30 protein-coding genes and 3 tRNA genes are annotated in these 26,965 nt (G+C 57.8%); 15 read left to right on the top strand and 18 right to left on the bottom strand.

The features are described 5' to 3' along the window. The first annotated feature begins 142 nt into the window (after positions 1-142). Complete coding sequence (locus GOX21_RS09590) at positions 143-1,438, top strand: lipoprotein-releasing ABC transporter permease subunit (protein ID WP_170374454.1); 1,296 nt, start codon at positions 143-145, stop codon at positions 1,436-1,438. Then, positions 1,431-2,117 carry an ABC transporter ATP-binding protein gene (locus GOX21_RS09585; protein ID WP_170374457.1) on the top strand — a complete coding sequence of 229 codons (687 nt, stop codon included), beginning with the start codon at positions 1,431-1,433 and terminating at the stop codon, positions 2,115-2,117. Before GOX21_RS09590 ends, GOX21_RS09585 begins: the two co-directional genes overlap by 8 nt. Here the strand turns inward: GOX21_RS09585 and GOX21_RS09580 are convergent. Continuing rightward, a complete protein-coding gene (locus GOX21_RS09580; RefSeq protein ID WP_170374460.1) occupies positions 2,101-2,538 on the bottom strand; it encodes a DMT family transporter in 438 nt (145 codons plus the stop codon). The two genes, GOX21_RS09585 and GOX21_RS09580, sit on opposite strands and share 17 nt — an antisense overlap. Before the next feature lie 92 nt (positions 2,539-2,630). On the opposite strand from GOX21_RS09580, the gene GOX21_RS09575 reads away from it, so the two are divergent. Further along, positions 2,631-3,035 carry a c-type cytochrome gene (locus GOX21_RS09575; protein ID WP_170374463.1) on the top strand — a complete coding sequence of 135 codons (405 nt, stop codon included), beginning with the start codon at positions 2,631-2,633 and terminating at the stop codon, positions 3,033-3,035. Between the two features lie 3 nt (positions 3,036-3,038). Here the strand turns inward: GOX21_RS09575 and GOX21_RS09570 are convergent, their stop codons facing one another. Both GOX21_RS09570 and GOX21_RS09565 read right to left on the bottom strand, forming a co-directional pair. Then, positions 3,039-3,725, bottom strand: coding sequence for a hypothetical protein (locus GOX21_RS09570; RefSeq protein ID WP_170348002.1), 687 nt, complete (start codon positions 3,723-3,725; stop codon positions 3,039-3,041). 40 nt (positions 3,726-3,765) lie between these two features. Next, positions 3,766-4,428, bottom strand: a complete 663-nt coding sequence (locus GOX21_RS09565; RefSeq protein WP_170374465.1) for a DNA-3-methyladenine glycosylase I — start codon at positions 4,426-4,428, stop codon at positions 3,766-3,768. Between the two features lie 168 nt (positions 4,429-4,596). Between GOX21_RS09565 and GOX21_RS09560 the strand changes: the two genes are divergently transcribed. The 4 genes from GOX21_RS09560 to GOX21_RS09545 all read left to right on the top strand — a co-directional run bounded on the left by GOX21_RS09560 (position 4,597) and on the right by GOX21_RS09545 (position 8,306). Continuing rightward, positions 4,597-5,262: an NnrU family protein gene (locus GOX21_RS09560; RefSeq protein ID WP_170374468.1), complete on the top strand. Its 666-nt coding sequence runs from the start codon at positions 4,597-4,599 to the stop codon at positions 5,260-5,262. Between the two features lie 72 nt (positions 5,263-5,334). Beyond that, positions 5,335-5,856, top strand: coding sequence for a DUF2478 domain-containing protein (locus tag GOX21_RS09555; RefSeq protein ID WP_170374471.1), 522 nt, complete (start codon positions 5,335-5,337; stop codon positions 5,854-5,856). Positions 5,857-5,943: 87 nt separating this feature from the next. After that, positions 5,944-7,191 carry a D-arabinono-1,4-lactone oxidase gene (locus GOX21_RS09550; protein WP_170374473.1) on the top strand — a complete coding sequence of 416 codons (1,248 nt, stop codon included), beginning with the start codon at positions 5,944-5,946 and terminating at the stop codon, positions 7,189-7,191. Continuing rightward, positions 7,188-8,306, top strand: a complete 1,119-nt coding sequence (locus tag GOX21_RS09545; protein WP_170374476.1) for an alanine racemase — start codon at positions 7,188-7,190, stop codon at positions 8,304-8,306. The genes GOX21_RS09550 and GOX21_RS09545 overlap by 4 nt, the downstream gene beginning before the upstream one ends. Before the next feature lie 34 nt (positions 8,307-8,340). Here the strand turns inward: GOX21_RS09545 and GOX21_RS09540 are convergent. Further along, positions 8,341-8,424: transfer RNA gene (locus tag GOX21_RS09540), tRNA-Tyr, on the bottom strand. Positions 8,425-8,540: 116 nt separating this feature from the next. On the opposite strand from GOX21_RS09540, the gene rlmB reads away from it, so the two are divergent. The 4 genes from rlmB to GOX21_RS09520 all read left to right on the top strand — a co-directional run bounded on the left by rlmB (position 8,541) and on the right by GOX21_RS09520 (position 10,837). Then, the gene (gene rlmB, locus GOX21_RS09535) at positions 8,541-9,314 is read left to right on the top strand and encodes a 23S rRNA (guanosine(2251)-2'-O)-methyltransferase RlmB (RefSeq protein WP_170374477.1); all 774 of its coding nucleotides are present in this window, start codon (positions 8,541-8,543) and stop codon (positions 9,312-9,314) included. Next, positions 9,295-9,609: a hypothetical protein gene (locus GOX21_RS09530; RefSeq protein WP_174818751.1), complete on the top strand. Its 315-nt coding sequence runs from the start codon at positions 9,295-9,297 to the stop codon at positions 9,607-9,609. The genes rlmB and GOX21_RS09530 overlap by 20 nt, the downstream gene beginning before the upstream one ends. A 106-nt stretch (positions 9,610-9,715) precedes the next feature. Beyond that, entirely contained in the window at positions 9,716-10,168 is a 453-nt protein-coding gene (locus GOX21_RS09525; protein ID WP_170374480.1) for a YHS domain-containing (seleno)protein, read from the top strand. Between the two features lie 198 nt (positions 10,169-10,366). Continuing rightward, on the top strand, positions 10,367-10,837 hold the full coding sequence (locus GOX21_RS09520; RefSeq protein ID WP_170374482.1) for a CoA-binding protein: 471 nt from the start codon (positions 10,367-10,369) through the stop codon (positions 10,835-10,837). On the opposite strand, the gene GOX21_RS09515 is transcribed toward GOX21_RS09520, so the two are convergent. The 4 genes from GOX21_RS09515 to GOX21_RS09500 all read right to left on the bottom strand — a co-directional run bounded on the left by GOX21_RS09515 (position 10,834) and on the right by GOX21_RS09500 (position 14,691). Beyond that, positions 10,834-11,400 carry a hypothetical protein gene (locus GOX21_RS09515; RefSeq protein WP_170374485.1) on the bottom strand — a complete coding sequence of 189 codons (567 nt, stop codon included), beginning with the start codon at positions 11,398-11,400 and terminating at the stop codon, positions 10,834-10,836. The two genes, GOX21_RS09520 and GOX21_RS09515, sit on opposite strands and share 4 nt — an antisense overlap. Before the next feature lie 73 nt (positions 11,401-11,473). Continuing rightward, entirely contained in the window at positions 11,474-11,791 is a 318-nt protein-coding gene (locus tag GOX21_RS09510; protein WP_170348012.1) for a phosphoribosyl-ATP diphosphatase, read from the bottom strand. Further along, on the bottom strand, positions 11,788-12,549 hold the full coding sequence (gene hisF, locus GOX21_RS09505; protein ID WP_170374487.1) for an imidazole glycerol phosphate synthase subunit HisF: 762 nt from the start codon (positions 12,547-12,549) through the stop codon (positions 11,788-11,790). The genes GOX21_RS09510 and hisF overlap by 4 nt, the downstream gene beginning before the upstream one ends. Positions 12,550-12,648: 99 nt before the next feature. After that, positions 12,649-14,691 (bottom strand): fused MFS/spermidine synthase, encoded by a 2,043-nt coding sequence (locus GOX21_RS09500; RefSeq protein WP_254428518.1) that lies wholly within the window; start codon positions 14,689-14,691, stop codon positions 12,649-12,651. A gap of 416 nt (positions 14,692-15,107) precedes the next feature. Between GOX21_RS09500 and GOX21_RS09495 the strand changes: the two genes are divergently transcribed. Beyond that, entirely contained in the window at positions 15,108-15,554 is a 447-nt protein-coding gene (locus GOX21_RS09495; protein ID WP_254428517.1) for a DUF302 domain-containing protein, read from the top strand. Between the two features lie 49 nt (positions 15,555-15,603). Here GOX21_RS09495 and hisA read toward each other — a convergent pair whose 3' ends face one another. After that, entirely contained in the window at positions 15,604-16,326 is a 723-nt protein-coding gene (hisA, locus tag GOX21_RS09490) for a 1-(5-phosphoribosyl)-5-[(5-phosphoribosylamino)methylideneamino]imidazole-4-carboxamide isomerase (protein ID WP_170360311.1), read from the bottom strand. Positions 16,327-16,460: 134 nt separating this feature from the next. Between hisA and GOX21_RS09485 the strand changes: the two genes are divergently transcribed. After that, a complete protein-coding gene (locus GOX21_RS09485) occupies positions 16,461-16,862 on the top strand; it encodes a DUF2147 domain-containing protein (protein ID WP_170374492.1) in 402 nt (133 codons plus the stop codon). 4 nt (positions 16,863-16,866) lie between these two features. Here the strand turns inward: GOX21_RS09485 and hisH are convergent, their stop codons facing one another. Continuing rightward, a complete protein-coding gene (gene hisH / locus GOX21_RS09480) occupies positions 16,867-17,505 on the bottom strand; it encodes an imidazole glycerol phosphate synthase subunit HisH (RefSeq protein WP_170374495.1) in 639 nt (212 codons plus the stop codon). Beyond that, complete coding sequence (gene hisB / locus GOX21_RS09475; RefSeq protein WP_170348018.1) at positions 17,506-18,093, bottom strand: imidazoleglycerol-phosphate dehydratase HisB; 588 nt, start codon at positions 18,091-18,093, stop codon at positions 17,506-17,508. Positions 18,094-18,247: 154 nt separating this feature from the next. On the opposite strand from hisB, the gene GOX21_RS09470 reads away from it, so the two are divergent. Next, on the top strand, positions 18,248-18,487 hold the full coding sequence (locus tag GOX21_RS09470) for an Lrp/AsnC ligand binding domain-containing protein (protein ID WP_058280212.1): 240 nt from the start codon (positions 18,248-18,250) through the stop codon (positions 18,485-18,487). On the opposite strand, the gene GOX21_RS09465 is transcribed toward GOX21_RS09470, so the two are convergent. The 3 genes from GOX21_RS09465 to GOX21_RS09455 form a co-directional block, all read right to left on the bottom strand. After that, positions 18,484-19,350, bottom strand: coding sequence for a GNAT family N-acetyltransferase (locus GOX21_RS09465; RefSeq protein WP_170374497.1), 867 nt, complete (start codon positions 19,348-19,350; stop codon positions 18,484-18,486). The two genes, GOX21_RS09470 and GOX21_RS09465, sit on opposite strands and share 4 nt — an antisense overlap. An 85-nt stretch (positions 19,351-19,435) precedes the next feature. Continuing rightward, positions 19,436-19,510, bottom strand: a tRNA-Gly gene (locus GOX21_RS09460). A gap of 34 nt (positions 19,511-19,544) precedes the next feature. Beyond that, positions 19,545-19,619, bottom strand: a tRNA-Gly gene (locus GOX21_RS09455). 148 nt (positions 19,620-19,767) lie between these two features. Between GOX21_RS09455 and GOX21_RS09450 the strand changes: the two genes are divergently transcribed. Continuing rightward, positions 19,768-19,920, top strand: a complete 153-nt coding sequence (locus tag GOX21_RS09450) for a hypothetical protein (RefSeq protein ID WP_170374500.1) — start codon at positions 19,768-19,770, stop codon at positions 19,918-19,920. A gap of 16 nt (positions 19,921-19,936) precedes the next feature. Here the strand turns inward: GOX21_RS09450 and GOX21_RS09445 are convergent, their stop codons facing one another. From GOX21_RS09445 to GOX21_RS09430, 4 genes are all read right to left on the bottom strand, one after another. Further along, positions 19,937-20,320: an MAPEG family protein gene (locus tag GOX21_RS09445; protein WP_170374503.1), complete on the bottom strand. Its 384-nt coding sequence runs from the start codon at positions 20,318-20,320 to the stop codon at positions 19,937-19,939. Between the two features lie 74 nt (positions 20,321-20,394). Beyond that, entirely contained in the window at positions 20,395-23,832 is a 3,438-nt protein-coding gene (locus GOX21_RS09440) for a pyruvate carboxylase (RefSeq protein ID WP_170374506.1), read from the bottom strand. A 146-nt stretch (positions 23,833-23,978) separates the two neighbouring features. Then, positions 23,979-25,115 carry an alpha-hydroxy acid oxidase gene (locus GOX21_RS09435; protein WP_170374509.1) on the bottom strand — a complete coding sequence of 379 codons (1,137 nt, stop codon included), beginning with the start codon at positions 25,113-25,115 and terminating at the stop codon, positions 23,979-23,981. Positions 25,116-25,154: 39 nt separating this feature from the next. Continuing rightward, positions 25,155-26,942, bottom strand: coding sequence for a sensor domain-containing diguanylate cyclase (locus GOX21_RS09430; protein WP_170374511.1), 1,788 nt, complete (start codon positions 26,940-26,942; stop codon positions 25,155-25,157). Positions 26,943-26,965: the final 23 nt, after the last annotated feature.

The raw sequence follows: 26,965 nt of genomic DNA, 5'->3' as shown, positions 1-26,965 counted from the left end.
CCGATACTTAGAGTGATTCGCATTGGGCCATGTCAACAAAAGTCGCAGGATTGCCTATCACCGGGCGGGACGCGCATAACCACCTTGACCATCCCGGCAAATGCCGAAAGGGTCGCGCAAACCAAAAAGCCCCGGAGCAGACATGGCCAAGACGCCCCCGCCCTTTGCCCCATTCGAATGGAAGATCGCCTGGCGATACCTGCGCGCACGCCGTGCCGAGGGCGGTGTCAGCGTGATGACCTGGATTTCACTGATCGGAATTACACTGGCGGTGTTTGCCCTGATCGCGACGCTGGCCGTTCGGTCCGGCTTCCGATCCGAGTTCGTGGGTACCATTCTGGGGGCCAATGCGCATGTCACTGTCTACTCGGCGGGTAATTTCGATGCGCAGGGTAACCTGGACCGCACCATCGCGGATTATGACGGAGTGGCTGAGCGCGTTGCGCAGGTGCCCGGCGTTGAACGCGCCGCGCCCTTGGTCAAAGGGCAGGTGCTGATTACCAATCGCGAGCGCAGCAGCGGGGTTGAGGTCTTTGGCATTCAGCCTGACGACCTGCTGGACCTGCCCGGCGTCGCCGAAAGCGAACAGGCGGTGGGGGATCTTTCCGAATTCCAGAATGGAGAGGACGTTATCGCCATCGGTTCGGGCGTGGCGCGCAGTATTGGGGCAACTGTGGGGGGTACGGTCAAACTGACGTCCCCTAACGGGGTGAAGACGGCCTTTGGTACCTCACCTCGTGTGAATGCCTATCGGGTGGTCTATGTCTTCTCAGCCGGGCGCTATGATATCGACCGCACCCGCGTTTATATGCCGTTCGAACAGGCGCAGGGCTTTTTCAACCGCGAGGGCGTTGCGGATGAGATCGAGGTGATGGTTGACCGCCCTGAAGAACTGACACCGATCCTGATCCCTATTCTTGAGGCCGCCGGCGAACGAAGTCAGATCTGGACCTGGCAGGACGCCTCGGGCGGGTTCCTGCGCGCGTTAGAGGTCGAGGACAACGTGATGTTTATCATCCTGTCGATCCTCGTGTTGATTGCGGCGATGAATATCGTCTCGGGGTTAATCATGCTGGTGAAGAACAAGGGGCGCGATATCGGCATCCTGCGCACCATCGGTCTGAGCGAGGGATCCGTACTGCGGGTGTTCTTCATCTGCGGTGCATTCACCGGCATCATAGGCACCGTGATGGGTGTTGTTCTGGGTTGCTTGTTCGCGATTTATATCGACCCGATCTTTTCGTTCGTGAACTACGTCATGGGTGGCGGTGTCTGGGACCCTTCCATTCGCGGCATCTATGCCCTGCCCGCCGAACTGCACCTGTCGGACGTGTTGAAGGCAATCGGCTTGTCGCTGGGCCTGTCCTTTTTCGTCACCTATTTCCCCGCCCGCCGCGCGGCGCGGCTGAATCCGGTTGAGGCGCTGCGCTATGAATGATGTGACATTGCGATTGAGCGGTCTGACCAAGACCTATCTGAAGGGCACACCGGGCGAGGTTCAGGTGCTGCGTGGGGCCGATCTGGAATTGCGCGCGGGCGAAGCGGTGGCGCTGGTTGCACCATCCGGCGCGGGCAAGTCGACCCTTTTGCACATTGCCGGTTTGCTGGACACGCCGGATGACGGCTCGGTCGAGATTGCGGGTCAGAATGTCAAGGGTAAGGGCGACCGGACCCGCACCGCTTTGCGGCGTCAGGACGTGGGGTTCGTCTATCAGTTCCACCATCTGCTGCCCGAATTCACGGCGCTGGAGAATATCACTTTGCCGCAACTGGCCAACGGGGTGTCCGAGACGGCAGCACAGGCGCGGGCGATGTCGTTGCTGGAACGCGTCGGCGTGGCACCGCGCGCTGATCACCGTCCGGCGGCGCTGTCAGGTGGAGAACAACAGCGGGTCGCGTTTTGCCGGGCGCTGGCCAACAAGCCGCGCGTGTTGCTGGCGGATGAGCCGACAGGCAATCTGGACCCCGAAACCTCGGATCAGGTGTTTGACGCGCTGATGGCACTGGTGCGGGACGAGGGGCTGTCGGCACTCATCGCCACGCATAACATGGAACTTGCCGCGCGGATGGACCGCAAGCTGCGGTTGGAGGGCGGTATACTTAGGCCAGTTGAGTGATCGCAACGCCCGCGGCCATCACGGCGATCCCACCTGCGCGTATCCATGTCAGTGGCGTGACTTGCGCGCCGAAAAGTCCGAAGTGGTCGATGGCTGCCGTGCTGATCAGTTGCCCGAGTAAAACGAAGAACACCGCATTACCGACACCGAAATGCGGTGCGACATGGGTGATGGATAGGACGTAAAAGGCGATCAGGACACCGGCCAATAGCAGGTGTTTCGGGGCCTGCGTGACTTTGGGCAGCGCGCCCGTGCCGGTAAAAAAAACCATCACCAGCGCGGATGCTGCGAACGCGATGGCAAACAAGATGACGGCGGCGGTGGTCGGTGATCCGATCAGCTTTCCAAGCGCCGCGTTCAGAGCGGCAAGGATTGGAACGCCAATCCCGGCGGCCAGCATGATAACTGCATATTGTGTCATTGCCCGTACCCATCTGCTTCGTTGATCTGGATCATTGCGCCAAGACGGTCCTCCGGCAAGCCTGTATATGTCAATCGTGACAGGAGGATGCGATGCCCAGACCCCTAATGACTGCCGTTTCGTTCGGAGTGCTTTTGACCGCTGCGCAGGTCGCGGCGCAGGACGTGGATACCGGGGCCGAGCTGTATCAGCACTATTGTGCAACCTGCCACGGAATCGATGCGACCGGGCATGGGCCGATGGCGGGGATATTGGTCATTCAGCCGGTTGATCTGACCAAGCTGGCCGGAGAAGACGGTGTTTTCCCAACAGCGCGCGTCGTTGCGCGGATTGACGGGCGCGATCCGTTGGTCAGCCACGGCAGCCCGATGCCAGTCTATGGTCCTTATTTCGACGGGCAGGATACCTCGATGAAAACACCCGAGGGGCAGCCGATTCTGACCAGCCAGCCGATCGTGGATCTGATCGCCTATCTTGAAACATTGCAAGGCGGGTAACGTCTAGCGGCAAATGCCTTCGGTCTTTGCACCGCTCCAGGGGATGACGATATCGCGCTCACGCGGTTGGTTCGGCAGGGGTGAAATGTCGAAATGCGCGCCCAGCATGTCGTGCAAGCGTTGGGTGCGGGGGGCTTGAGGGTCCAGTGCCCGGCAGCAGACATATTCCTCGACAATCGCGCCTTGTTGTTCAAACCCGTAGGATAGGAAGTCGGACGAGGTTTCGATATCAAACAGATAGGGGTCCTTGTTGCCACCATGCTCGGCCGCTGCACGCAAAGGGTGATAGCCTGTGGTTTTCCGGTTCTGCCATTGCCACACATGTGTCAGCTCATGCGCCAGCAGCATTCCGGCGATTAGGTTCATCTGCTCGGGGAAGTCGGACATATAGTCCTCAAGATACCACTCACGCGTGAAATAGACCTTGTTGAACAGGGCTACGGCGGCGGGCTTTGCTGTGACGACCCCTTCGGTCGGGGCTGGCAATATGCGTTCACGGCAGGCCAGACGGGGCCGTTCCTTGCGGTAAAACGTGATTGGCGCGACCGGAGCCCCCTCGACCAGGCGCACCCGATCCAGATTCAGCGACTCGCCCTGAACAGCGCTGGCAAAAGCACGTTCCTGCTCGGTCAGCGGGCGACCGCAGGATGCAAGCAGAAGGAGAACCATCATCAAAATGCGGCAGGTCATGAAGTGAGCCTAGTGTGAAGCACCCGCACTGCAACCGGTTTTACAGGCTCATCGCCAAAACCCGGCTGATTTCCGTCAACGACCGCCCGGATTGGTCCATCCAGGTGTTGAATGCGTCTTGAACGGCAGCCATCGCCTTCTTGGAGCTTGGCGCTTTGTCGATCACGCCTTCAGCAATCAATCGGGCGGTGACGTCCCGCGACAGGATGAAACTGTCGCGCCCGGCAAATCGCATGGCGTATTGCGCCGAGGCCCCACCCAGACGCGACCCGCGCTTGCCTAGCATCGCCAGCAAGCCGACGTAATCAGTCGAGGGCCAGCCGCCCAGCACCTTTCCCACACCACCTTCCTGACGCAGTTCCAACAGAAACGCGGCATTTTCGCGGACCGAGGCGATCTTGGTGCCGTTGCGGACAATGCGGGTGTCTTGCAGCAGGGCGTCGAACTTCTCATCATCCATAAAGGCGCAGCGGCCGACGTCAAAACCATCAAAGGCAGTTTCAAACCCATCCCATTTGTTTTCGATAATCTTCCAGTTGAACCCGGCCTGAAAGACGCATTTCGTGATGATCGACAGCCAGCGATCATCGGGCAGGGCGGTCAACTCAGCCATGCTTTTAGGTTTGCTCAGCTTGGCCCGCAACGCGTCGGGCCCACCGTGGCGATTGGCAGCCATGGTGTAGATCTCATCGAAATGGTGCATCGGTGTCCTCCGCAGGCAGGGTTGCCTGTTCATCGTCGGGTTGCAAGCGTTGAAACAATATGCCCAGAACATGCGCGGAAACCCCATGCGCCGCACCCGACTTGATTTCGGACAAGGATCATGCCGCGTCACGGACCTAAATAGGGGCCAAAATTGACGGAGAATACCATGCTGGGTTGGGCTCTTTTCCTTGCCGCACTGATCACCTTTCTGCTGACCCACGCCATCCCCGCCCGACCCGTCGTGCGCGGGCGGTTGATCGACGTGATGGGACGCAGGGGGTATTTTACGGCCTATTCCGCGTTGTCCCTGCTAGTTTTGGGCTGGCTGATCGTCGCCGCAGCGCAAGCGCCCTATGTTGAAGTAATTCCACCGCTTCCCATCCTGCGTTGGGTGCCGCTGTTGACCATGCCTGTGGTATGCTGGTTGGCGGTAGCAGGTTTGACAATCCAAAATCCGTTTTCTTTTGGCGGCCTGGGTCACCGTCGGTTCGACCCCGAAAACCCCGGTATCCTGCGCACCACGCGTCACCCGCTTCTCGCTGCCATGATGCTGTGGGCCTTGGCGCATCTTCTGGCGAATGGCAGCCTGTCGCATGTCATCTTATTTGGTCTTTTTGCAGGTTTTGCGGCGTGGGGCATGGCGCTGATCGATCAGCGCAAGGCGCGCGATATGGGGATCGAATGGGTGCGCCTGTCCCGCAATACGGCGCGGTTTTCCCTGCGCGCGCCGCAACCCTGGCCTGGCTTGGGGATCGCGCTGATTTCCTTGGCTGCATTTGTGGTTCTGCTTCACCTGCACGCGCCTGTGATCGGCCTTTCGCCCCTGCCATAACGCAAGGAGTGGCCGGACCGGGTCATGCGTGCTATCTGGAAAGTCACACTTTAGGACTATGAGGGTCTTTCAATGTATCTGGCCTATGTTACCACCACCGATCGCGGCGCGACCGACCGCCTGCTGAGCGCCGTTGCCGAACATCTTCTGGCCAACGATGCCCGTCTGGTCGGCGTGGTTCAAACTAACACCGAATGCGCCGACAGCAGCAAATGCGACATGGATGTCCGTGTGCTGCCAGATGGCGAGACCATCCGCATCTCGCAATCTCTGGGCGAGCATTCGCGCGGTTGTCGGCTGGACCCGGCTGCGTTGGAGCGGGCTGTGGGGTATGTCACCAACTCGCTTGAGGATGCGCCGCAGTTGCTGATCATCAACAAGTTCGGCAAGCATGAGGCTGACGGGCGCGGTTTTCGCCCGGTGATCGCCGAAGCGTTGACACTGGATATCCCCGTGCTGGTCGGCGTGAACGGTTTGAACAAGGAAAAGTTTCAAGAGTTCACCGGCGGCGCGGCCGAGCAGCTGGAGCCGAACCTCGAAGCCATCTCTGCTTGGTTCGACCGGGTCAACGCGCAACGCGCGGCTGCGGCCTGAGTTAACCTCTCGTTGGGTAAACCTCTGTAATCCTGACTTGTTTCGTTCCACCTGTGCTGCAATCTTCGATTTCGGAGGAGATTGCATATGTGGACCAACTGGGCCGGAAACCAGCGTACGCAGACGCCGATCAAACACCCAACCTCGATTTCCGAGTTGCAGCAAGCCGTGGCACAATCAGGCACGCTGCGGGTTGTAGGCGCGGGTCATTCGTTCACACCCATTGTTGCCGGTGGGGATCGGATACTGGACTTGTCGGATATCGACTTGCCAGTGGTCGGAGAAGTCGGGGAAGACAAGGTTTGGGTGAACGCAAATGCCCGGCTGCGCGACTTGTCTCCGGCCTTGGCGGGGCAGGGGATGGCCTTTCGCAATCTCGGTGACATCAACACACAGTCTTTGGCCGGGGCAGTATCAACCGCCACACACGGCACCGGACGCTCGCTGCCCTGTCTGGCAGCGGAAATCACCGCCGCAAAACTGGTCAGCGCGGGTGGGGATATTCTGACAACCGACGACCTTCCGCTTGAGATGGCGCAAGTCACTTTGGGCATGTTGGGCATTTTGACCGAGGCCCAAATCTCGGTCGTGCCGAAATACAACCTGCGCCGAAGGGTACGATTGGCTGATCTGCAGGACTGCATCGCCAACATGCACCAGAACTGGGCACAGAACCGAAATTTCGAGTTCTTCTATATCCCTTTCACCGGTAAGGCCGTCGAGCTGTGCCATGAAATTTCAGACGCAGCCGAAAGCAGGGCACCACGTGATCTGGACATGATTGCCGTCAAAGTGCTGAAGCTGGCGCGCAATGTTGGTCGGCTCAGCAGTGGGCTACGCGATTTGCTGTTGCGACTACTGACCATGGCGCAATCGGACGAAGACTATGTGGGCGAAAGCTGGCGGGTGCTGTGCAGTGACAGGCATATTCGGTTCAAAGAAATGGAATACCACCTGCCGCCTGACGTCGCCCAAGATGTTCTGCAAGAGGTCATTACCCGGCTGCATCGCGACCACAAGGATATCTATTTCCCAATTGAAGTCCGCCAAACTGCGGGCGACTCGGCCTGCCTATCCCCATTTCAAGGCGGGCCGCGCATTTCAATAGCAATCCACACAGATGCGGACGAGGATCACCGGCGATACTTTGACGCGATTGAGCCATTATTTGTCGAAGCGGGCGGACGACCGCATTGGGGCAAAATGCACAGCCTCGCCTACGCAGAACTATCCACCATGTATCCTGATTTCGACCGTTTCTGCGCGCTGCGGGAACAATTGGACCCGTCGGGCAAGTTCCTAATGCCCGCGCTTGCCAGGCTGTTTCGACCATGACGAACTATCTGCAATCCCTCTCTGAAACGCTGCGTGCGTATGGCGTGGACAAGCCGGTCGCGGTGGTTGATCTGGACAGGCTCGATGCGAATTGTGCCTTGGCGGTGGACAGGTCGGATGATGGGTTGGACCGTCGATTGGTCGCCAAATCCCTGCCTTGTTTGCCGCTGCTGGATCATGTTCGGGGCCTAATCCAGACCTCGGGCCTGATGACGTTTTCCGAGCCCATGCTGCTGGCGCTTTTGAAGGCCGAGCCGAAAGCCGACCATTTGATCGGCAAACCGTTGCCGATCCGGTCAGCTGCGCGGGTTCTGAGCGAATGTCCAGACGCTGCTGCGCGGGTTCAATGGCTGATCGACTCGTCGGAACGGTTGCAATCCTATCTGGCCCTTGCAGCGGATCGTCAGTTAGCCCTGCGCCTGTCGCTTGAGGTTGATATCGGCCTGCATCGCGGTGGCTTTCAACCAGATCAAGTTGCGCGCATTGCGCAAGAAATTGAGACAAACCCTAATGCGCGGTTGTCCGGTGTTATGGGGTACGAGGCGCATCTGGCCAAACTGCCGCATTTCTTGCGCAAACGTGCCTTTCGGGCCAGCGCGGATGCGTTCGATCACGCTGTTTCCAGCCTGCCGAATGAGGCCAAGGGGCTGTGCCTGAACACAGGTGGCAGTCTGACTTTTCAGTCCTACCGCACAACAGGTAAGACCACCGAGATCGCTTTTGGGTCGGTCCTCGTGAAACCCACAGATTTCGACCACAAAACGACACAGGGATTTAAACCCGCAGCGTTCATCGCGACTCCGGTTTTGAAAACCATGCCCGGTAATTCGCTGCCGGGATTGGATTTTCTGGCCCGGCAAAAAACCGATCTTGCGATTTTCGGGGGGTATTTCCGCGCTAAACCGGTATTTCCCAACGGCTTTGGGAATTCCTCCATTTTCGGACGTTCAACCAATCAGGAGGTCTGGACAGGCCCACCAGATGCGCCCGTCAAACCCGGCGACATCGCCCTGCTACACCCAAGCCAGAGCGAAGCTGTGCTGAACCAGTTCGGGATCGTATTGGCGGTTAGGGGTGGTCAGGTGGTAGAAGAATGGGAATGCCTGCCGAATTAACGGCCCCTTGCACTTTGTCACCATCAGAAGAAGATGGTGGGCGACCCTGGAATCGAACCAGGCGTGCGTCTCCGCGAGGGAGTTACAGTCCCCTGCCACACCTTGCGGCCTGTCGCCCACTGTCAGGCGTTGCACCTGACGTGGAGGCGTGATTACTAGCGCCTTAAAGGAGCGTCAACAGGAAAATACCGCTTTGACGCAGGAAACCGATTTCCCGGCCCGGAGGCCCAAGAAATGAAGAAACCCAAGTGGGTCGTTGAGAAAGAACAAGCCCGTAAAGCGGCTGCGTCCGAAACTGTCTGGCTGTTTGGCCTTCACGCTGTACGCGATGCGTTGATGAATCCGAAGCGGCAAAAATTGCGTTTGATCGTGACGCGAAATGCGCAGGACAAGCTGACAGAGGCCATTGATTTTGCAGGGATTGAGGCCGAAATGGTCGATCCGCGCAAATTCACCGCGCCGATTGATCCGGGGTCTGTCCATCAAGGCGCAGCGCTTGAGGTTAAACCGCTGGATTGGGGTGGGCTGGCCGAGAATTGCATCGGGCGCGAACATCCTCGCGTGATTCTGCTGGACCGGGTGACCGACCCGCATAACGTCGGGGCGATTCTGCGCTCAGCCGAGGTTTTGGGGGCCAGTGCGGTGATCGGCACGCGGCACCATTCGGCGCCGGAAACCGGGGCGCTGGCCAAAACCGCTAGCGGCGCGTTGGAACGTCAGCCGTATTTGCGGGTTCGCAATCTGGCCGACGCCATCGTCGAGCTTCAGAACATGGGATTTCTGGTTCTTGGTCTGGATGGTGAGGCCGAAGAAACCATCGAGACAGCGTTGGGCGGCAAACTTGATCAGCCGGTTGCGTTGGTATTGGGGGCCGAGGGGCCGGGCTTGCGGCAAAAAACCAAAGAAACAGTTGATCAACTGGTGAAAATCGACGCAGCGGGCGGGTTTGGGTCACTTAACGTCTCAAATGCTGCCGCAATTGCCCTATATGCCTCAAGGCACAGATAGACAGGAGAGTGCCATTCCCAGCCCGTCCAAAATCGCCACCTGTTGTTATTGCGGGACCCGCGCTGCGCTGGTTCTGAAAGGTCAGGACCGTCATGAGCTGAGCTGTTCCAGCTGCGGGGCGCCATTGCATAACCTCAAGATGATGCCCAAGCGTAAATTGTCCGAAAGCCAATCAATGCGTGGTGCGGCAAAGCCGACTGCAAGCCACAAGAAAAAGAAGCAGAAAAAGAAAAAGAGTGTCTTCTCACGCGTGTTGGATGAGGCATGGGATGTCATCGAAGACATCTTTGATTGATGTGGCGCCTGGGCGACACAGGTGATCACAAGCCCGTTAAGTGGGGTGTCACTTGGTCATAAAACTTGCATCTTGAGACCCTGATGACCTTGTTCCGATTTCTGTGATGTTGACCCGACGTTTTCTTCTGGGCGCGATTGCCGCCGCTTTGATCACTCCTGCCGCAACAGCGCAGGAGATACCTGTCTTCTACGTGACCGATGGCACCGCGATGTCCGGGTATGACGTGGTGTCGTATTTCAATGGCGATGCTCCGGTTCATGGTCAGCCGAAATACGCCGTCGTCTGGAAAGGGGCCCAATGGCACTTTGCAACCGCTGAGAACCGTGACGCGTTTGAACGTGACCCACGTGCCTTTGCCCCTCAATTCGGTGGATATTGCGCCTATGCCATGGCGCATGGATCGCTTGTTAGCACCGATCCCAAGGCATGGCAGGTCGTGGACGGTCGGCTGTATCTGACCCACTCACCCGAAATCGAAGCGATGTGGCGTGAAGCCAGGACGGAATATATCCGTATGGCCGAGGCGCATTGGCCTGCAATTCTTTACGAGCAATAGGCGGGTTTTCGCTTTTCGTGATCTGTCATCACAAAAATGCGCACCCCCTCTTTTTTTCTCTCAATTTATGCCTAAATGTCACAGTGACCGCGGAACGGAACTGCCGCGGGTCATTTCACTGTCCCTCGTTCCAACAACTGGCGCTCAGGTTCGACCTGGGCGCTTTTTTCTTTGTTAAGGACGGCATAGGGTGCGCAGATGGCCGACTATTCCGATAAGCACCTTAGAGAGATTCTGCAGCGCACCAAAGTTGTCGCTGTTGTGGGTGTGTCAATGAACCCGGTACGCCCCAGTTATTATGTGGCGCGATATCTGTCGTTGAAGGGTTTTACGGTCATTCCGGTCAACCCGGGCCACGCAGGCAAAGAGCTGTTTGGTCAGACCGTCAGGGCGTCGTTGTCCGAGATTTCTGAACCCGTAGATATGGTCGATATCTTCCGCCGCTCCGAATCCGTGCCGCCGATTGTGGATGAGGCATTGGACGCATTCCCGAACCTGCGCACCATTTGGATGCAGATCGGTGTCGAAAACGCTGATGCTGCCGCCAAGGCACAGGCGCGCGGGGTGGATGTGGTGATGAACCGTTGCCCCAAGATCGAATATCAGCGCCTGTTTGGTGAGTTGCGCATGGGCGGATTTACCACTGGTGTCATCTCGTCCAAAATCTAGCCGCCGACATAGGGCAACAACTCACCGTATTGTTCCACACGGCGTTTTTCCAATACGACGTTGCGTGGCACCCATTCGTATTTCGTGTCTTCGATCAGCGGCGACCAAAACAGCACTCCGCCATAGCGCCACGGATCCAACACCACACCGTCATACATCGTTTCCCCTCTGCGGCTGATGATGGCCGTGCTGTGATCGATTCTGAACGGGTTGTCGGCGTTGGCGATGGCGCGGTGCAGGTCAAGCGTCTGGAAGTTTTCCTGCTTCAGGCGGCGCTCGATATCTTCGGCCCAGTGCCAGCACAGCCCGCGCGGGCGCAGACCCTTGTTGACCTTGGCGTTGTGGATCAACGGAGGGTCGGTGATTTCGTATTCCTGCACCAATTGCGCCGTATAGGAATAGGCAATGCGCGCGGCGCGGTCAGCCTCTTCCGGGTCGATATCGGGGCCGAGGCTGCGTATTTCGCTGGCCAGCCGTTGAACTTCATCTCCGGTCGAAGGGGGAGGGGACGCGCATGCCCCCAACGTCAGAAGGGCCAGCACCAAGGCCAAAGCTTTGATCATCTGCGTGCCCTTCGATCTGCAAAGCATGAAACACGATGATAAAGGGTTGAGCGGTATGACGAAACCCTGCCAATTACCCCTTGGGGCGCGCGGATTTTTCGGCGATGCCGCTGGTGCCCTGACGACGTTCCAATTCCGCCAGCACATCATCCAGTGCCACATCCCGCGCAGCCAGCATGACAAGCAGATGATAGAGCACATCCGCCGCCTCTGCCGTAAGCGCGGCCTTGTTGTCCTTGACGGCCTCGATAATGGCTTCGACGGCCTCTTCGCCGAATTTTTCGGCGCATTTCTCGGGCCCTTTTGCCAGTAGCTTGGCGGTCCAACTGGAGTCAGGATCAGCGTTTTTGCGGGCCTCAATTGTGGCGGCCAGATCGTGTAGAATACTCATGTCAGCCTCATCGGGATACCTGCGGCGGTCATGTGTTCCTTGGCTTCGCGGATGGTGTATTCGCCGAAATGAAAGATCGAGGCGGCAAGAACCGCGCTTGCCCCGCCCTCAGTGACGCCTTCGACCAGGTGGTCAAGGTTGCCAACCCCGCCCGAAGCGATCACTGGTACATCCACTGCGTCGGAAATCGCGCGGGTCAGGGGCAGATTGAACCCGGCTTTGGTGCCGTCGCGGTCCATTGACGTCAGCAGGATTTCCCCAGCACCTTTGGCGACGACGGTTTTGGCGAATTCCACCGCGTCAATGCCGGTGGGTTTGCGGCCGCCGTGGGTGAAAATCTCCCACTTGCCGGGGCTGACGGTCTTCGCGTCGATGGCACAGACAATGCACTGGCTGCCGAACTGATCAGCCGATTCCGCAATCACATCGGGGTTTGCCACGGCGGCCGAGTTGAAACTGACCTTGTCCGCACCAGCCAGTAGTAGGGCGCGCACGTCATCTTTAGTACGCACGCCGCCACCCACGGTCAGGGGCACAAAGCACTGCTCGGCGGTGCGTTGTACCACGTCAAACATTGTACCGCGGTTTTCATGGGTGGCGTGGATGTCCAGAAAGCAGATCTCATCTGCGCCGGCGGCGTCGTAGGCCTTGGCCGATTCAACCGGGTCACCAGCATCACGCAGGCCAACGAAATTCACGCCCTTGACCACACGGCCATCAGCGACATCCAGACAGGGAATGATGCGGGTTTTCAGCATGTCGGCATCCTTTGTTGCCGCACCTCTACCTACAAAGCCCCGCCGATGCCAGTGCTGAACAGCCTGACTGTGGCGGGGCACAGGTTGCGTTATGTGCAATCAGTTTGTGTGCAGTATCTTGAGGGCCGACAGAAGGTTCGCCTTGTCATCCGTCCACGGAACCTGACCGTCGGTGACCAAAGGCTCCCACTTGCCGGTATCGATGAACGATTCGATGCGATTTTTGTCTCGGCTCAGGATGACGACATGCGTGTCAGACGCGCCGGTTTTTTCTTCTTCCTCGGTGGCATCGTCCATTTGAAGTGCTGCGTGCAGGTTCAGCGTTGCTGCGGCTCGCGCCAGTTGCGGTGAAAGATCGTAATACTGGTTCGAGATATGGAAGACCAACGTGCCATCCTGATCCAGATGGTTCAGATAGACCTCGATTGCCTCCTGCGTGATCAGGTGGAGCGGTATCGCATCTGAACTGTAGGCGTCCAGCACCATGATATCAAAATCGAACTTTTGATATTCCAGAACGATCCGGGCGTCGCCCAGATGGGTGGTCGTGTCCGGTGCACATGTGGACATATACGTGAACAGTTCAGGGTCGCGTGCAATGCGATCAACGGTTTGGTCGATCTCAAAGAAATCCCACGTCTGATGCGGTTGCCCATAGCAAGCCAACGCACCGGTCCCAAGGCCGACAATTGCGATATTGTCCGATTTCTGGCCGTATTCCGATGTCAGGATTTCGGCCATTGGCCCGTTCGGATGATAATACGAGGACCCAACCGGCCGTGTACCAGGCGGTGTTTGCCTTTGCCAGCCGTGTACGGTGGTTCCGTTCTTGTAGACCCGGAACTCTTTGAAATCATAGACGGCGTGGGTTCCGAAAAAGCTGCGATCGCGGAAATAGACCTGAGTCTTCGAGATCAGGTTCGGTGCCAAAACGATCAGCAGAACTGTTGCCAATCGGGTCGGGGCATTTCTAAAGGCCAGTAGCACTGCGGCAACAAGTGAGGACGCCACCAAGATACCAAGTGTGCGAGAGTCGAACACGAGGCTGAAGCGCAGTGCGCCTGTCACGAACAACAGCGGAATCGACGCAATGATTCCCATGGCAACGTGACGGATACTGAAAGTACCTGCGTGCAGCAGAAACAGTCCACCGGTCGCAATGAGTGTCAGGGCGAATTCGATCTCGCGGTCAAAGAAGACCGGCGCAATGATCGAGTTGAACAGGCCTCCACAAGCCCCTCCAACCGAAAGCGCCAGATAGAAGACGGTCAGATGCTCGGCTGGTGGCCGAAGTTCATACAGAAGCCTATGCGCAAACAGGGCGACCAGAAAGAGGATCGGAACATACAGCATCATCAACGCCAAGGCCTTGTGCGTCGGTGCAACCTTGGACAGCAGGACCACAGCGATTGCCAGCGCGATCAAAACCGGAACTTTCAGACTATCCAGGGTGACTCGACGCCATTTGGTAAAAGCGAGAATGAAGGTCAGGATATATGTCGCCAGTGGCAGTACCCAGATTAGCGGGATGGCACCAAGATCGATGCTGAGCTTGGTTGTTGTGGCCAGCATCAGGGATGACGGAATGAATGCAATGAACACCCAAGTGGAAATTGTCTTGACGCTCAGGGCGCTGCCTGTCGTTTGCGGTTCATGTACGGCGACAGGTTCGGTTCCACCACGAAGGGCAAACACACCACTGACGGCCATAAGAATACCAAACACGACAAATCCGACGGACCAGAACAGGCTGATGTCTTGCGCACCAAAGAAAGGATCGGCCATCAGTGGGAACGCCAACAGGGCCAGCAGCGATCCAACATTGCTGGCTGCGTACAGAAAATATGGATCGTTGGCCGATGGACCGCCAGAGCGCGAATACCATGCCTGAAGAAGCGGGGCATTTGCGGACAGCACTGCAAATGGAACGCCGACCCCTGCCGCAAACAGAATCAGCGTTTGAAGGGCAATAGATTGCGAAGAATCGAATCTCCAGCCTTCTTGCGTGGCCAAGGGCAAAAAGCTGAGGGCGATCAGCCAAAGGGCCAGATGTGTAACAAGTTGCCAACGCAGGCTAAACCACCGGGTCAGGATATGGGCGTACAGATATCCCATGATCAACATAAGTTGGAAAAACAGCATAGCTGTTGTCCAAACCGCCGGTGCACCGCCGATTTTGGGCAAGACGAGTTTTGCGAAAAGTGGTTGAACAAAAAACAGAAGGCTGGCGCTGACAAAAATTGTCGCGCAAAAACTGATGACCGGAGCATAATAGCGCCAATTTTCAGTCGGTTGAGATACGTTTGAAACGGACACAATGAAACTCCGGCATTAGATTGCGGTTCAGCCCTAGCGACGGAATAAGACTATTTTGCGGCTGATATGTGCAAACTCTTACCGTAAACGTGGAATTGTTCACGATTTGTCATCGGTCGCGGCGAGCCCATTGAAACCCATTTAATTCGCAACCGGCAAGGCCTCGCCGATGCCGGAGATGTGATTGCCACCCGGTTCAAAACTGTGAACACTGCGCCCAAATTCATTAGGAGATCAAAGAGATGCGTAAACTTTTTTTGACAGCCGCTTTTGTATTTGGGGGGACCGTCGCAGCGATGGCAGACGATATCATCAAGGTAAACACAGCTAAATCCGTGCCCGAGGTAATGGATGCACTTGAAGCCGCCGTTGGCAATGCAGGCGCGACCGTATTTGCGCGCGTTGATCACGCGGCTGGTGCGGAAAAGGTCGGGCTGAGTATCCCAGCCAATCAGGTGCTGATCTTCGGCAATCCGGCGCTGGGAACGCCCGCGATGCAGATCGACCCGCGGGCGGGATTGTTCCTGCCACTGAAAGTTCAAGCCTATGAGGATGAAAACGGTCAGGTTTGGCTGGCTTATGAAGACCCGAAAGAGACAATGGATGAGCTTGACGACGTCGAGAATTCTCCGGTCATCGAAAAGATGCGCGGTGCGTTGGCCAAACTGACTTCGGTCGCGGCTCAATAACATCAGGAATGCGCCAGCTGCACTTCTTGCTGGCGCATTTGGGCCCGCTCTAGTTGCTCAGGGTGGCCAGGGCCTCTTTCAGATCGAGTGCTCCGTCATAGAGCGCCCGACCAGAAATCGCCCCGTTCAATTCGACGCCGCAATCGCGCAGGGCGATGAGATCATCCAGCGAACTGACACCTCCCGAGGCAATGACCGGGATTGAGACGGCGCGGGCCAGATCGGCGGTTGCTTCAATATTCGGGCCCTGCATCGCGCCATCGCGGTTGATGTCTGTGTAGATGATGGCTGCGACGCCTGCATCCTCGAAACTGCGGGCCAGATCGGTGACCTGAACGTCGGTCTCTTCGGCCCAGCCCTTGGTGGCAACCATACCGTTCCGCGCGTCAATGCCCACAGCGACCTTGCCGGGGAATGCCTTTGCTGCTTCACGCACCAGATCGGGGTTTTCCACTGCAACCGTACCCAGAATTACGCGAGCGAGGCCTTTTTCGATCCAGGTTTCGATTGTGGCCATGTCGCGAATGCCGCCACCCAACTGCGCGGGCACGTTGCAGGCTTTCAGAATGGCCTCGACCGGCGCGGCATTGACCGGCTCACCCGCAAAAGCGCCGTTCAGATCGACAAGATGCAGCCACTCGCACCCGGCCTCGACAAAGGCGCGGGCTTGCGCGGCCGGATCGTCGTTGAACACGGTGGCCTTGTCCATTTCACCGCGCAGCAGGCGCACGGCCTGGCCGTCTTTGAGGTCGATGGCGGGGTAGAGGATCATGTCGGGCGGCCCTATATCTTGGTCAGTCGCGCGGGATATCGCACAGTCAGGGCAGGGGATGCAACGCGACGCAAAGTCATTCTTGCCCGAAGCCGGTCGCCGGGCCAGAGTGATCGCAACACAGGGAGAGCATTATGAAGAAATTTCTATTTGCAGCAGGTTTTGCCACCATGGCGACCACCGCCTTTGCGGCTGACCCGGTTGATGGGCTGTGGAAGACCCAGCCGGGGGATACGGGCGGCTATCTGCATGTAACCATTGCGGAATGTGGCAGTGCGATTTGCGGCACAATTGACAGCGCCTTCGACGGTGATGGCAACCAGCAGTTGGAATATGAAAACCTGGGCAAACAGATCATCTGGGATATGGTGCCCGAGGGGGATGGTCAGTACGACAGCGGAAAAATCTGGGCGCCAGACCGCGACAAGACCTACAACTCGAAAATGACACTGGACAGTCAGAATGAGCTGACTGTCAAAGGCTGTGTTGCTGGTGGTCTGGTCTGCCGTGGGCAGACCTGGACGCGGGTTCAGTAACCGTTCAGGGCTTCCAGGTCAGGAAGTTTCCGATCATGCGTAGGCCCACGTCCTGGCTTTTCTCGGGGTGGAACTGCATGCCAACCATTGTGTCGCGGCCAATCACGGCCGTGACCTCTTGGCCATAGTCCACAAAAGCCAACCGCTCTGCCGGGTCTGTCACCCGAAAATGGTAGGAGTGGACGAAATAGACATGATCACCCGTTTTGACGCCACTGAACACTGGGTGATCGCTTTCCAGCACCAGATCGTTCCAACCCATATGAGGCACTTTCAGCGCATCGTCCGAGGGTTCGATCCGCAGCACATCACCGGCCACCCAATCCAGGCCGTCGGTCTCGGTGTATTCATGACCTTTTGAGGCCATCAGCTGCATCCCGACGCAGATGCCAAGAAACGGGCGGCCTTTTTGTTCCACCGCCTCGACCATCGCGTCATAGATGCCCTTGTGGCCGCGCAGTTCGGACGCACAAGCCGGAAACGCACCGTCACCGGGCAGAACCAGACGGTCGGCCCGCGCCACAACATCCGCGTCCGAGGTCACAACGACCTGACCGGCATCCATCTCACTCGCCATGCGCTGAAACGCCTTTTCGGCCGAGTGCAGGTTGCCGCTTTCGTAGTCGATAATGGCCGTGAGCATTTACAGCGCGCCCTTTGTCGACGGAATCGCATCGGCCTTGCGCGGGTCAGTCTCAACCGCCAGACGCAGGGCGCGGGCGACGGCTTTGAACGCGGCCTCGGCAATGTGGTGGCTGTTGAAGCCGTGCAACTGGTCAATGTGCAACGTGATGCCGCCATGGGTGCTGAGCGCCTGAAAGAACTCGCGTACCAGTTCGGTGTCGAACGCGCCGATCTTGGGCGTCGGCAGGTCCACGTTCCAGATCAGGAACGGACGGCCCGACAGATCCAGCGCACACCGCACCTGGGCGTCATCCATGGGCAGGTGGCATTCGCCATAGCGGCGGATACCTTTCTTGTCGCCTAGGGCCTGGGTCAACGCTTGACCCAGCGCGATGCCGGTATCCTCGACCGTGTGGTGGTCGTCGATGTGATAATCACCCTTGGCACGGATCGTCATGTCGATCAGCGAATGGCGCGCCAGCTGGTCCAGCATATGATCGAAGAAACCGACGCCGGTCTGGTTGTCATAGGTGCCGGTGCCGTCCAGATTGACCTCGACCGATATTTCGGTCTCGGCGGTTTGACGGCTGATCTTTGCGCTGCGCATGGGCGAATTCCTTTTGCTACAGGCGCGCTTATAGACGGGGATGGCCCGCCTTATCCAGACCAAGCGTGGCATTCACCGCAAACTGTTGCAGGGGATTGCGCCCGGTCGCGGCCCATGCCAGCCTGCGGGAAACTGAACCAACAAGGCACGGCCCATGTCCACTTGCGTTTTCATCCAGATTCGCTGCAAACCCGGCTCTACCTACAAGGTGGCCGAGGAAATCGCCCTGCGCGAAATCCATTCTGAGCTGTATTCGACCAGCGGTGAGTTTGACCTGCTGCTAAAGCTTTACATCCCCGAGACCGAAGATGTAGGCCATTTCATCAATGAAAATCTGCTGGTGATTCCTAATATCGAACGGTCGCTGACCACGATGACGTTCAAGGCGTTTTAACCAAGCTCAAAGGTCGTGACGCCAAAGATGCGGCTCAGATCGATGTCTGGTTCGTAGTCTGAATACATCCGGGCTGTTTCGAACACCTTGTCCAACCCAAGTTCATCGGCCAGCGCGAACGCTGATGGGTTGGGTTGAGGCATGTCCACGAAAACCTCATGCTCATTGTGATCCTCAGGGATTGCAGTCAGAATTGCGGCCAGCAAAGCCCTTGCGATGTCCGAGTTATCCGCAAACAGGGGGCCAACCTTATACCCAGTGAGGCAGGGGCGAAGTGTTGCGTACCCTCTTATTCTGCCATTCTCGGTAAAGACTTTCGATACGTGGCTATAGGCACTCAGCCAGTTGCCCAGAAACAAGTCGCGTGGCGCGGGAAACAGTTCGCGATCATAGTCTTTCAAGGCGTCGGATGCTTGGGTCAGATCGGTGATTTGATCGTTCTGTCTGGTTCCCAGCTTAGCCAACATCCGACTTTTCGTGCCGGCAAAACGATAGTTGTTATAGGCAAAGGTAAAGCCGGACTTGCGGTAATTGTCCTGTTGCTCGACCACGCCATCCAGCCCCATATTGCGCCCGGTACAATGGGCCAACGCATGCTGAGCGATCTCAAGCCCGTGGCCATGGTGGCGAAACTCGGGTTTGACGATATAGAACCCCAGGAATGCGAAGGTTTCGTCGTAATTTACCGCTGATACCGACGCGATCATCTCGCCATTCAGAAACCCACCCAGAAACCCATCCGGGTCTGTCGTGCGAAAGCACTCGGCATCATGTTTGCCCGGATTCCACCCTTCGCGACCGGCCCAATCCACGGCGTGTTCGACTTCGGCGGCAGTAAGGGGGCGAATGACATAGTCCGACATGGGCGAATTCCGTGCATGATTGAAATCACGGCCAGAATGGCGCAACGGTTACGAAGAAACCAGTGTGTTTGAAAGGGTTTGTATCTGGAGCGGGCGAGGCGATTCGAACGCCCGACCCTAACCTTGGCAAGGTTATGCTCTACCCCTGAGCTACGCCCGCATCAGATACATATGTTGGTCCGAAGACCTCTCAATGGAGCGGGCGAGGCGATTCGAACGCCCGACCCTAACCTTGGCAAGGTTATGCTCTACCCCTGAGCTACGCCCGCGCCGTTGAGTGAGGAGGGATGTATAAATTCCCACGCGGGCCTGCAAGCAGAAAAAGACAAAAAGGCGGAAAAATCTTTCGACGGAAACCCCGCCGCCGCACGTTCAAACCACAGAGCATTATAAAACAAGAGGGTTCGAGGAGAGGAAATGATACGGGTTGCAGATATGAAAATGGCACTGCTGGCCGCACTGATCGTGTTGACGGCCGTGTTCTGTGCGGAAGATGAGGACAAACTGGTCGAGGTTGAGCCGGTCCTAATGAAAGCACCACTGATTGAGACGCAGATATTGGCGGGATAAGCCCCCGCCAGCCGGATCAGAGCGCCAGCACGAGATTTGCAATTGCGGCCACCAGAATGGCCGTGAAGGTCAGCAGCATCCCGATCTGGCGCAGAATCACGATCTGCGGACTGCGACCGAAGCCATAGGCATGCATCACCCGCCCACTCAGCAGCGCCAGTCCCAGCAGGTTCAGCAGCAGCCCACCCGCGCCTTGCAGTTCGACCATCGCGATCAGCAGCAGGGCAAAGGGTGTGTATTCGACAAAGTTGGAATGCGTCCGCATCACTTTGAGCATCGCCGTATTCCCGCCGTCGCCGTAGGAAATCTTGTCGCTGCGACGTTGGCTGATGACCTTGGCACTCAGCACGACGTACAAAATCGCCAGCAGTGCGGCATAGATTGGGGTGACGGACAGCATCTTGATCCTCCTCGGCGTAAAAAAGGCCGCCCGGTTCCCCGCGCGGCCCTTGTTAATTTAGAAAGCTAAACCGGTTATTCCAGTTCGACCAGCAGGTCCTTAGCGTCAATCTGGCCTCCGGGCTGCACGTGAACGGCCTTGACCGTCGCGTCGCGTTCGGCGTGGATGCCGGTTTCCATTTTCATCGCTTCGATGGTCAGCAGCATGTCGCCTTCCTTGACCTGCTGACCAGCTGTGACGGCGACAGTGGCCACAACACCTGGCATCGGTGCGCCGACATGGTCGTGGTTGCCCGCCTCGGCCTTGGGCCGCGCCTGCGTGGTCGAAGTGACCATGCGGTTCGGTACCCGGATCACGCGGGGCTGGCCGTTCAGTTCGAAGAAGACTTTGACCTCGCCCTTTTCATCCGTATCGCCGATGGCCTGACAGCGGATTTCCAATGTCTTGCCCGGATCGATCTCGGCGGTGATCTCTTCGCCTGGCTCCATGCCATAGAAGAACGTGCGCGTGGGTAGGGTGCGGACCGGACCATAGACGCGGTGACGGCCCATGTAGTCCAGGAAGACCTTGGGATACATCAGGTAGCCGTTCAGATCCTCGTCATCGACCTCTTTGCCTTCCAATTGCTTGGATAGCTCGGCGCGGGTGGCTTCCAGATCAACCGCCGGCACGTCCTTGCCCGGGCGGTCGGTGTTCGGGGCCTCGTCTTTTAGCACCTTCTTGATGATGGTGTCCGGGAACCCTCCAGGAGGCTGACCCAGATTGCCACGCATCATGTCGACGACCGAGTCGGGGAAGGCCACGTCAGAATCTGGGCTTTCCACATCGTCACGTGTCATGTTCTGACTGACCATCATCAGCGCCATGTCACCGACGACCTTGGATGACGGTGTTACTTTCACGATATCACCGAACATCTGGTTCACGTCCGCATACATCTGCGCCACTTCGTGCCAACGCTCTTCAAGGCCGAGGCTGCGCGCCTGTGCCTTGAGATTGGTGAACTGACCACCTGGCATTTCGTGCAGATACACCTCAGACGCGGGGGCTTGAAGGCTGGACTCAAAAGCCGCGTACTGGCCGCGCACTGCCTCGAAGTAATCGCTGATCTCCCGGATTGCCTTGATATCCAGCCCGGTGTCGCGCTCGGTATGGCGCAGCGCTTCGACCACAGTGCCCAGCGTCGCCTGCGAGGTGTTGCCGCTGAAGCTGTCCATCGCGCAATCCACCGCGTCTACGCCAGCCTCGGATGCGGCCAGAATGGTGGCGCTGGCGATGCCGGCGGTGTCGTGCGTGTGGAAGTGGATCGGTAGCCCGACCTCTTCTTTCAGCGCCCGGATCAGAATCTTGGCCGAGGCCGGTTTCAGCAAACCCGCCATGTCCTTCAGGCCCAGAACGTGTGCCCCTGCATCGCGCAACTCTTTCGCCATGCCGACATAGTATTTCAGGTCGTACTTGGAGCGGTCCGGGTCCAGAATGTCCCCGGTATAACAAACGGTGCCTTCGCAGATTTTGCCATTCTCGACCACTGCATCCATCGCAACGCGCATGTTCTCGACCCAGTTTAGCGAGTCGAACACGCGGAACACGTCGATATTCTTGGACGCCTGACGTACGAATTCCTGTACCACATTGTCTGGATAGTTGGTGTAGCCAACCCCGTTCGCCCCGCGCAGCAGCATTTGGGTCATCAGGTTCGGCATCGCTTCGCGCAGGTCACGCAGGCGCTGCCACGGGCATTCCTGCAAGAAGCGATAGGCCACATCGAAAGTTGCGCCGCCCCAGCATTCGACGCTGAACAGTTGTGGCAGGTTGGCCGCATAGGTCGGTGCCACCTTGATCATGTCGATTGAGCGCATCCGGGTGGCCAGCAGCGACTGGTGGCCATCACGCATAGTGGTGTCGGTAATCAGCAGCTGACGCTGCGCCTTCATCCAGTCGGCTACAGCCTGTGGGCCCTTTTGCTCCAGCAGATTGCGGGTGCCCATTTGCGGCTCGGCCTTGGGCGCGGGGGCTTTGGCTTCTTTTAGATCAGCGCGTGGGGCGGGACGATCTGCGGTCTCGGGATGCCCGTTCACGGTGATATCCGCGATATAGGTCAGAACCTTGGTGCCGCGGTCGCGACGACGCTTGAAGGTGAACAGGTCCGGCGTCGTGTCGATGAATTTGGTGGTGTATTCATTCGACAGGAAGGTCGGGTGTTTCAGCAGGTTGATGACAAAGTCGATATTGGTGCTGACGCCGCGAATACGGAACTCGCGCAGGGCCCGGTCCATCCGGGCAATCGCCGCGTCGGGCGTTGGGGCCTTTGCGGTCACCTTGGTCAGCAACGAGTCATAATACCGCGTAATCACGCCACCCGCATAAGCCGTGCCGCCATCCAGACGGATGCCCATACCCGTGGCCGAGCGATAGGCGGTGATGCGGCCGTAATCAGGGATGAAGTTGTTCTGCGGGTCTTCGGTGGTGATCCGGGTCTGCAGCGCGTGACCGTTCAGATGCACATCGGCCTGGCTGGCGGCACCTGTGGCCTCGGCCAGGGTTTTGCCCTCGGCGATCAGGATCTGCGCCTGCACGATGTCGATGCCGGTGACTTCTTCGGTGACGGTGTGTTCCACCTGCACGCGCGGGTTCACTTCTATGAAGTAGAACTTGCCGGTTTCCATATCCATCAGGAATTCGACGGTGCCCGCGCATTCATAGTTCACATGCGCGCAGATTTTACGGCCCAGTTCGCAGATTTCCGCGCGCTGTTCTTCGGACAGATACGGGGCAGGGGCGCGTTCCACGACCTTTTGGTTCCGACGTTGGACCGAACAGTCGCGCTCATAGAGGTGGTAAATCTCGCCATGTTTGTCGCCGAGAATTTGCACCTCGACATGGCGGGCGCGGGTGATCATCTTTTCCAGATACCCTTCGCCGTTGCCAAAGGCTGCCTCGGCCTCGCGGCGGCCTTCCAGCACTTTTTCTTCCAGCTCGTCCTCGGATTCGATAGGGCGCATGCCGCGACCGCCGCCGCCCCAAGACGCCTTGAGCATCAGCGGATAACCGATCTCGGCAGCTTCCTTGCGGATCGTATCCATGTCATCGCCCAGAACCTCGGTCGCCGGGATGACGGGTACGCCCGCCGCGATAGCCACACGTCGTGCGCTGGCCTTGTCACCAAGCGCGCGCATGGTTTCAGCTTTGGGGCCGATGAAGGTGATGCCATTCTGAACGCAGGCATCCACGAAATCGGGGTTCTCGGACAGCAGGCCATAGCCCGGGTGGATCGCGTCCGCGCCGCATTCCTTGGCCACGCGGATGATCTCGTCGATGCTCAGATAGGCGGCAACCGGCCCCATCCCCTCGCCGATGCGATAGGCCTCATCCGCCTTGAACCGGTGCAGGCCCAGCTTATCTTCTTCGGCGAAGACAGCGACGGTGCGTTTGCCCATCTCGTTTGCTGCGCGCATCACGCGAATGGCTATCTCGCCGCGATTGGCGATCAGGATCTTGTTGAAGTTGGTCATATCAGGTCCCGGTCTTGGTGGTTTGGCCGTATTCATAGGCGGACAATACGCGCTCGTATATCAGTCGTTCTGGGTAGAACCGGCATGTTAACGCTCGCAAACGCCGCTTGGTGGCGCAAACTTACTAGCAATTCTGCGCTGCAGCATCAATTGCTGTATTGACGTAGCGTAAGTTGATCCAACTTTGCCAAACCCATCTGGCCCATATTCGCCAGCATGTCCTGTCGCAGAATGTCGATGACATGGGCCGGGCCGCGTGACCCAAGGGCAGCCAACCCATAAAGAAAACCCCGCCCCAGCATGACGAAATCCGCCCCAAGCGCCAAAGCTCGCAGAACATCAAGCCCGCCTTCAACGCCACTGTCAAAGATCAGCGGCAAGTCTGTGGCCGCACGTATGGCGGGAAGCGCACAAATGCTAGCCGGGGCGCCATCGAACTGCCGCCCACCGTGATTCGAGACCCAGAGCGCATCAACACCGGCTTGTTTCAGGCGAGCCGCGTCTTCGGCGCGCATCACGCCTTTCAAAACGAACGGACCATCCCATGCATCGCGCAACCATTTGACATAGTCCATATCCGGCGATGTGCGCAGCAGGTATCCGATATGCGCCGTGGGGGACAGCGCGCTATCGCCATCGATGTATTTGTCGAGCGTCCTCATTCGCGGCATACCATGTCGCGCCATGCCCAAGGCCCAAGTCGGGCGTTGGGCGATCTGCGCCAGCAAACGTGGCGTCAGTCGGGGTGGATGGGTCAGGCCAGATCGCACCTGCCGTTCGCGCCGCGATGCAACCGGGACGTCAACTGTCAGCACAAGCGTTGAAAACCCGGCGGATTTGATGCGACCTAACATGTCCGCGCGAATATCCGGGTCCTTTGGAGGGTAAAGTTGAAACCAGGCGTTTTGACCAAGATGAGGAGCCAGATCTTCGGGGCTTTGGCTGGCGACGGTCGACAAAGTATACGGCAACCCTGCCTTGGCACCGGCGAGGGCCAGCAGTTTCTCAGCATCCGGCCAGATCAGCCCCGACATTCCAATCGGCGCAATACCGAAGGGCAAGGGAAAGTCTTGGCCCAAAAACTGTGTTCTGGTGTCACATTCGATAGGTCCGTGCAGGATTGAGGGTAAAAACTCCACATCATCCAGTGCGGCCCTGTTTTTGTGCAGCGTGACCTCGGACCCTGTACCGCTATCCAGATATTCCCAGACGAAATGCGGAACCTTGCGCCGTGCGTGGCGTTTCAGATCGCCAATGCTGGGGAATGAGCTGTGCAGGTCCATACGAATTGATCCGACCTACACAGTGATTCTGCAAGGTTTTCAGGCCGCTGATGTCTGAGTTGTCGATTTGGTCGGTTGCTCGGGCTTGCTTTTATTATCGTGTGCCGGATCAGCGCCATTGGCGACCTGCACCTGATTTCGACCCTTGTCTTTGGCCACATACAGGGCGTCATCTGATGCACGCATCAAATCCTGCGGCATAGAACCGTGCGCAGGATAATGGGCAACGCCAACGGAAATCGTGATGCGCGGCAGTGATTTCTCACCATAGCGGACCGAGACAGCCTCGATCGCCTGCCGCAATTGTTCGGCCCGGGTCATGGCGTCTTCGGGGGTGTTGTCGGGCAGGATCAGCATGAATTCCTCACCTCCGATGCGGCAGGCAACCTCGTCCCGGTCACAGCCCTGTTCCAAGGTCGAGCCCACCGCGCGCAGCACCATGTCGCCCGCATCATGACCATGGGTGTCGTTGAATTTCTTGAAGTGATCCACATCCACAGCGATCAAGCTCAGCGGTGCGCCTGTCTGTTGGCTGCGGCTAATGGATTTGCGCAACGTGTCGGTCATATGCCGACGATTGAACAAGCCGGTCAGCGGATCACGGACCGATTGGTCATGCAATTGGTCCCGCATTCGCACGTTTGCAATCGCCATGCTGATCTGTTCCGCGCACAGTTGGGCCAGTTTTCTATTGGAATGAAACACTTTTTGGCTGCCTTCATGCGCCCGCAGATGGAGCAGGCCAACTGTTTCGCCATGCGCCAGAATGGGAAAACAGAAATAGGGGCGGCCATCATGGGGTTCGGCATGTTCGCAGACAAAATCAATCTCAGACGCGCCGTATTGGTATGTGCGACCGCGACGCAGACCCCAGCATCCTTCAGGGTGGATATGCGCCTTGTGAGTGCCCCCGTTCCAGCTTGCGCAGCCATCCAGAACATCGCGCGAGTTGGAGTAGACATACACGCTGCCCTCTGCCTCGGGCAGGATGTGGGTCATAAATCGTGAAACCATGTCGAACAGTTCATCCAGAGATCGGCTCGACTGTAGCCATTCATTCAATTCGCCCAACAGGCGTACCTCACGCGCCAACCTAAGTTGTTCATCCATCAGGTTGCGTTCTTTGGCTGATTGCCGTTGCAGCGCGCGTACCTGCAGACGGTTGGTGCGATATGTCACCAATGAGACGCTGGCCAAAGCGAACAGAGCAATGCCGCAAAGGATCGAAAGTGAAACCCTCAGTCGGGTAATAAATGTTGTACGCAGATCGGTGAAATCGGTGAAAAACTCAATCGCGCCGATGAAGCGTCCGTTTTTTGTGATCGGAACGAACACCTCAGCCACCTGATGTTGCACGGCGGTACGCGTACTTTCGGAATGCAGGTCGAGTCCGTCGATCTCAGACAGTGGGAGCGCTTCCTGAATATAATGCGTCATTCCGCGTGCAACATCACTGCGGAAAAAGGCACGCGTTTCGTAGGATCCGATTTCCTCGGGACGTGTCGACCAGACAACGCGCCCGGCCGTGTCGAACATTTTGAACCGATACACATCCGACGCTTCGGGCATCGAAGAAAGAAATTCGGCATCATGCGGGTCGATCCTGCCGGTTTGCAGCGCCGTTTCGGGATCTTTTAGATGCAGAACAACGCGGCGTTTCCACAGTTCGGACTGTTTTAATATGTCAGTTTTCAGCATCCGGTCCACAACCGGTGCCGGAAGAGAATAGACTCCCCAACCTGCAACCGCCGCCAGCGCTATCAACAAAACGGTGATCCCCGCCCATTTTAACCGATCGGCAAGCCGTCCCCGAGCCGTGAGTTTCATATCCCGTCCTCCCGCAATCTAAC

This window comes from Ruegeria atlantica, assembly GCF_013032005.1.
GTDB classification, from domain to species: Bacteria; Pseudomonadota; Alphaproteobacteria; order Rhodobacterales; family Rhodobacteraceae; genus Ruegeria; species Ruegeria atlantica_A.
The sequence above is the reverse complement of the archived record's forward strand: the minus strand, read 5'-3'. Positions and strand labels throughout refer to the sequence as shown.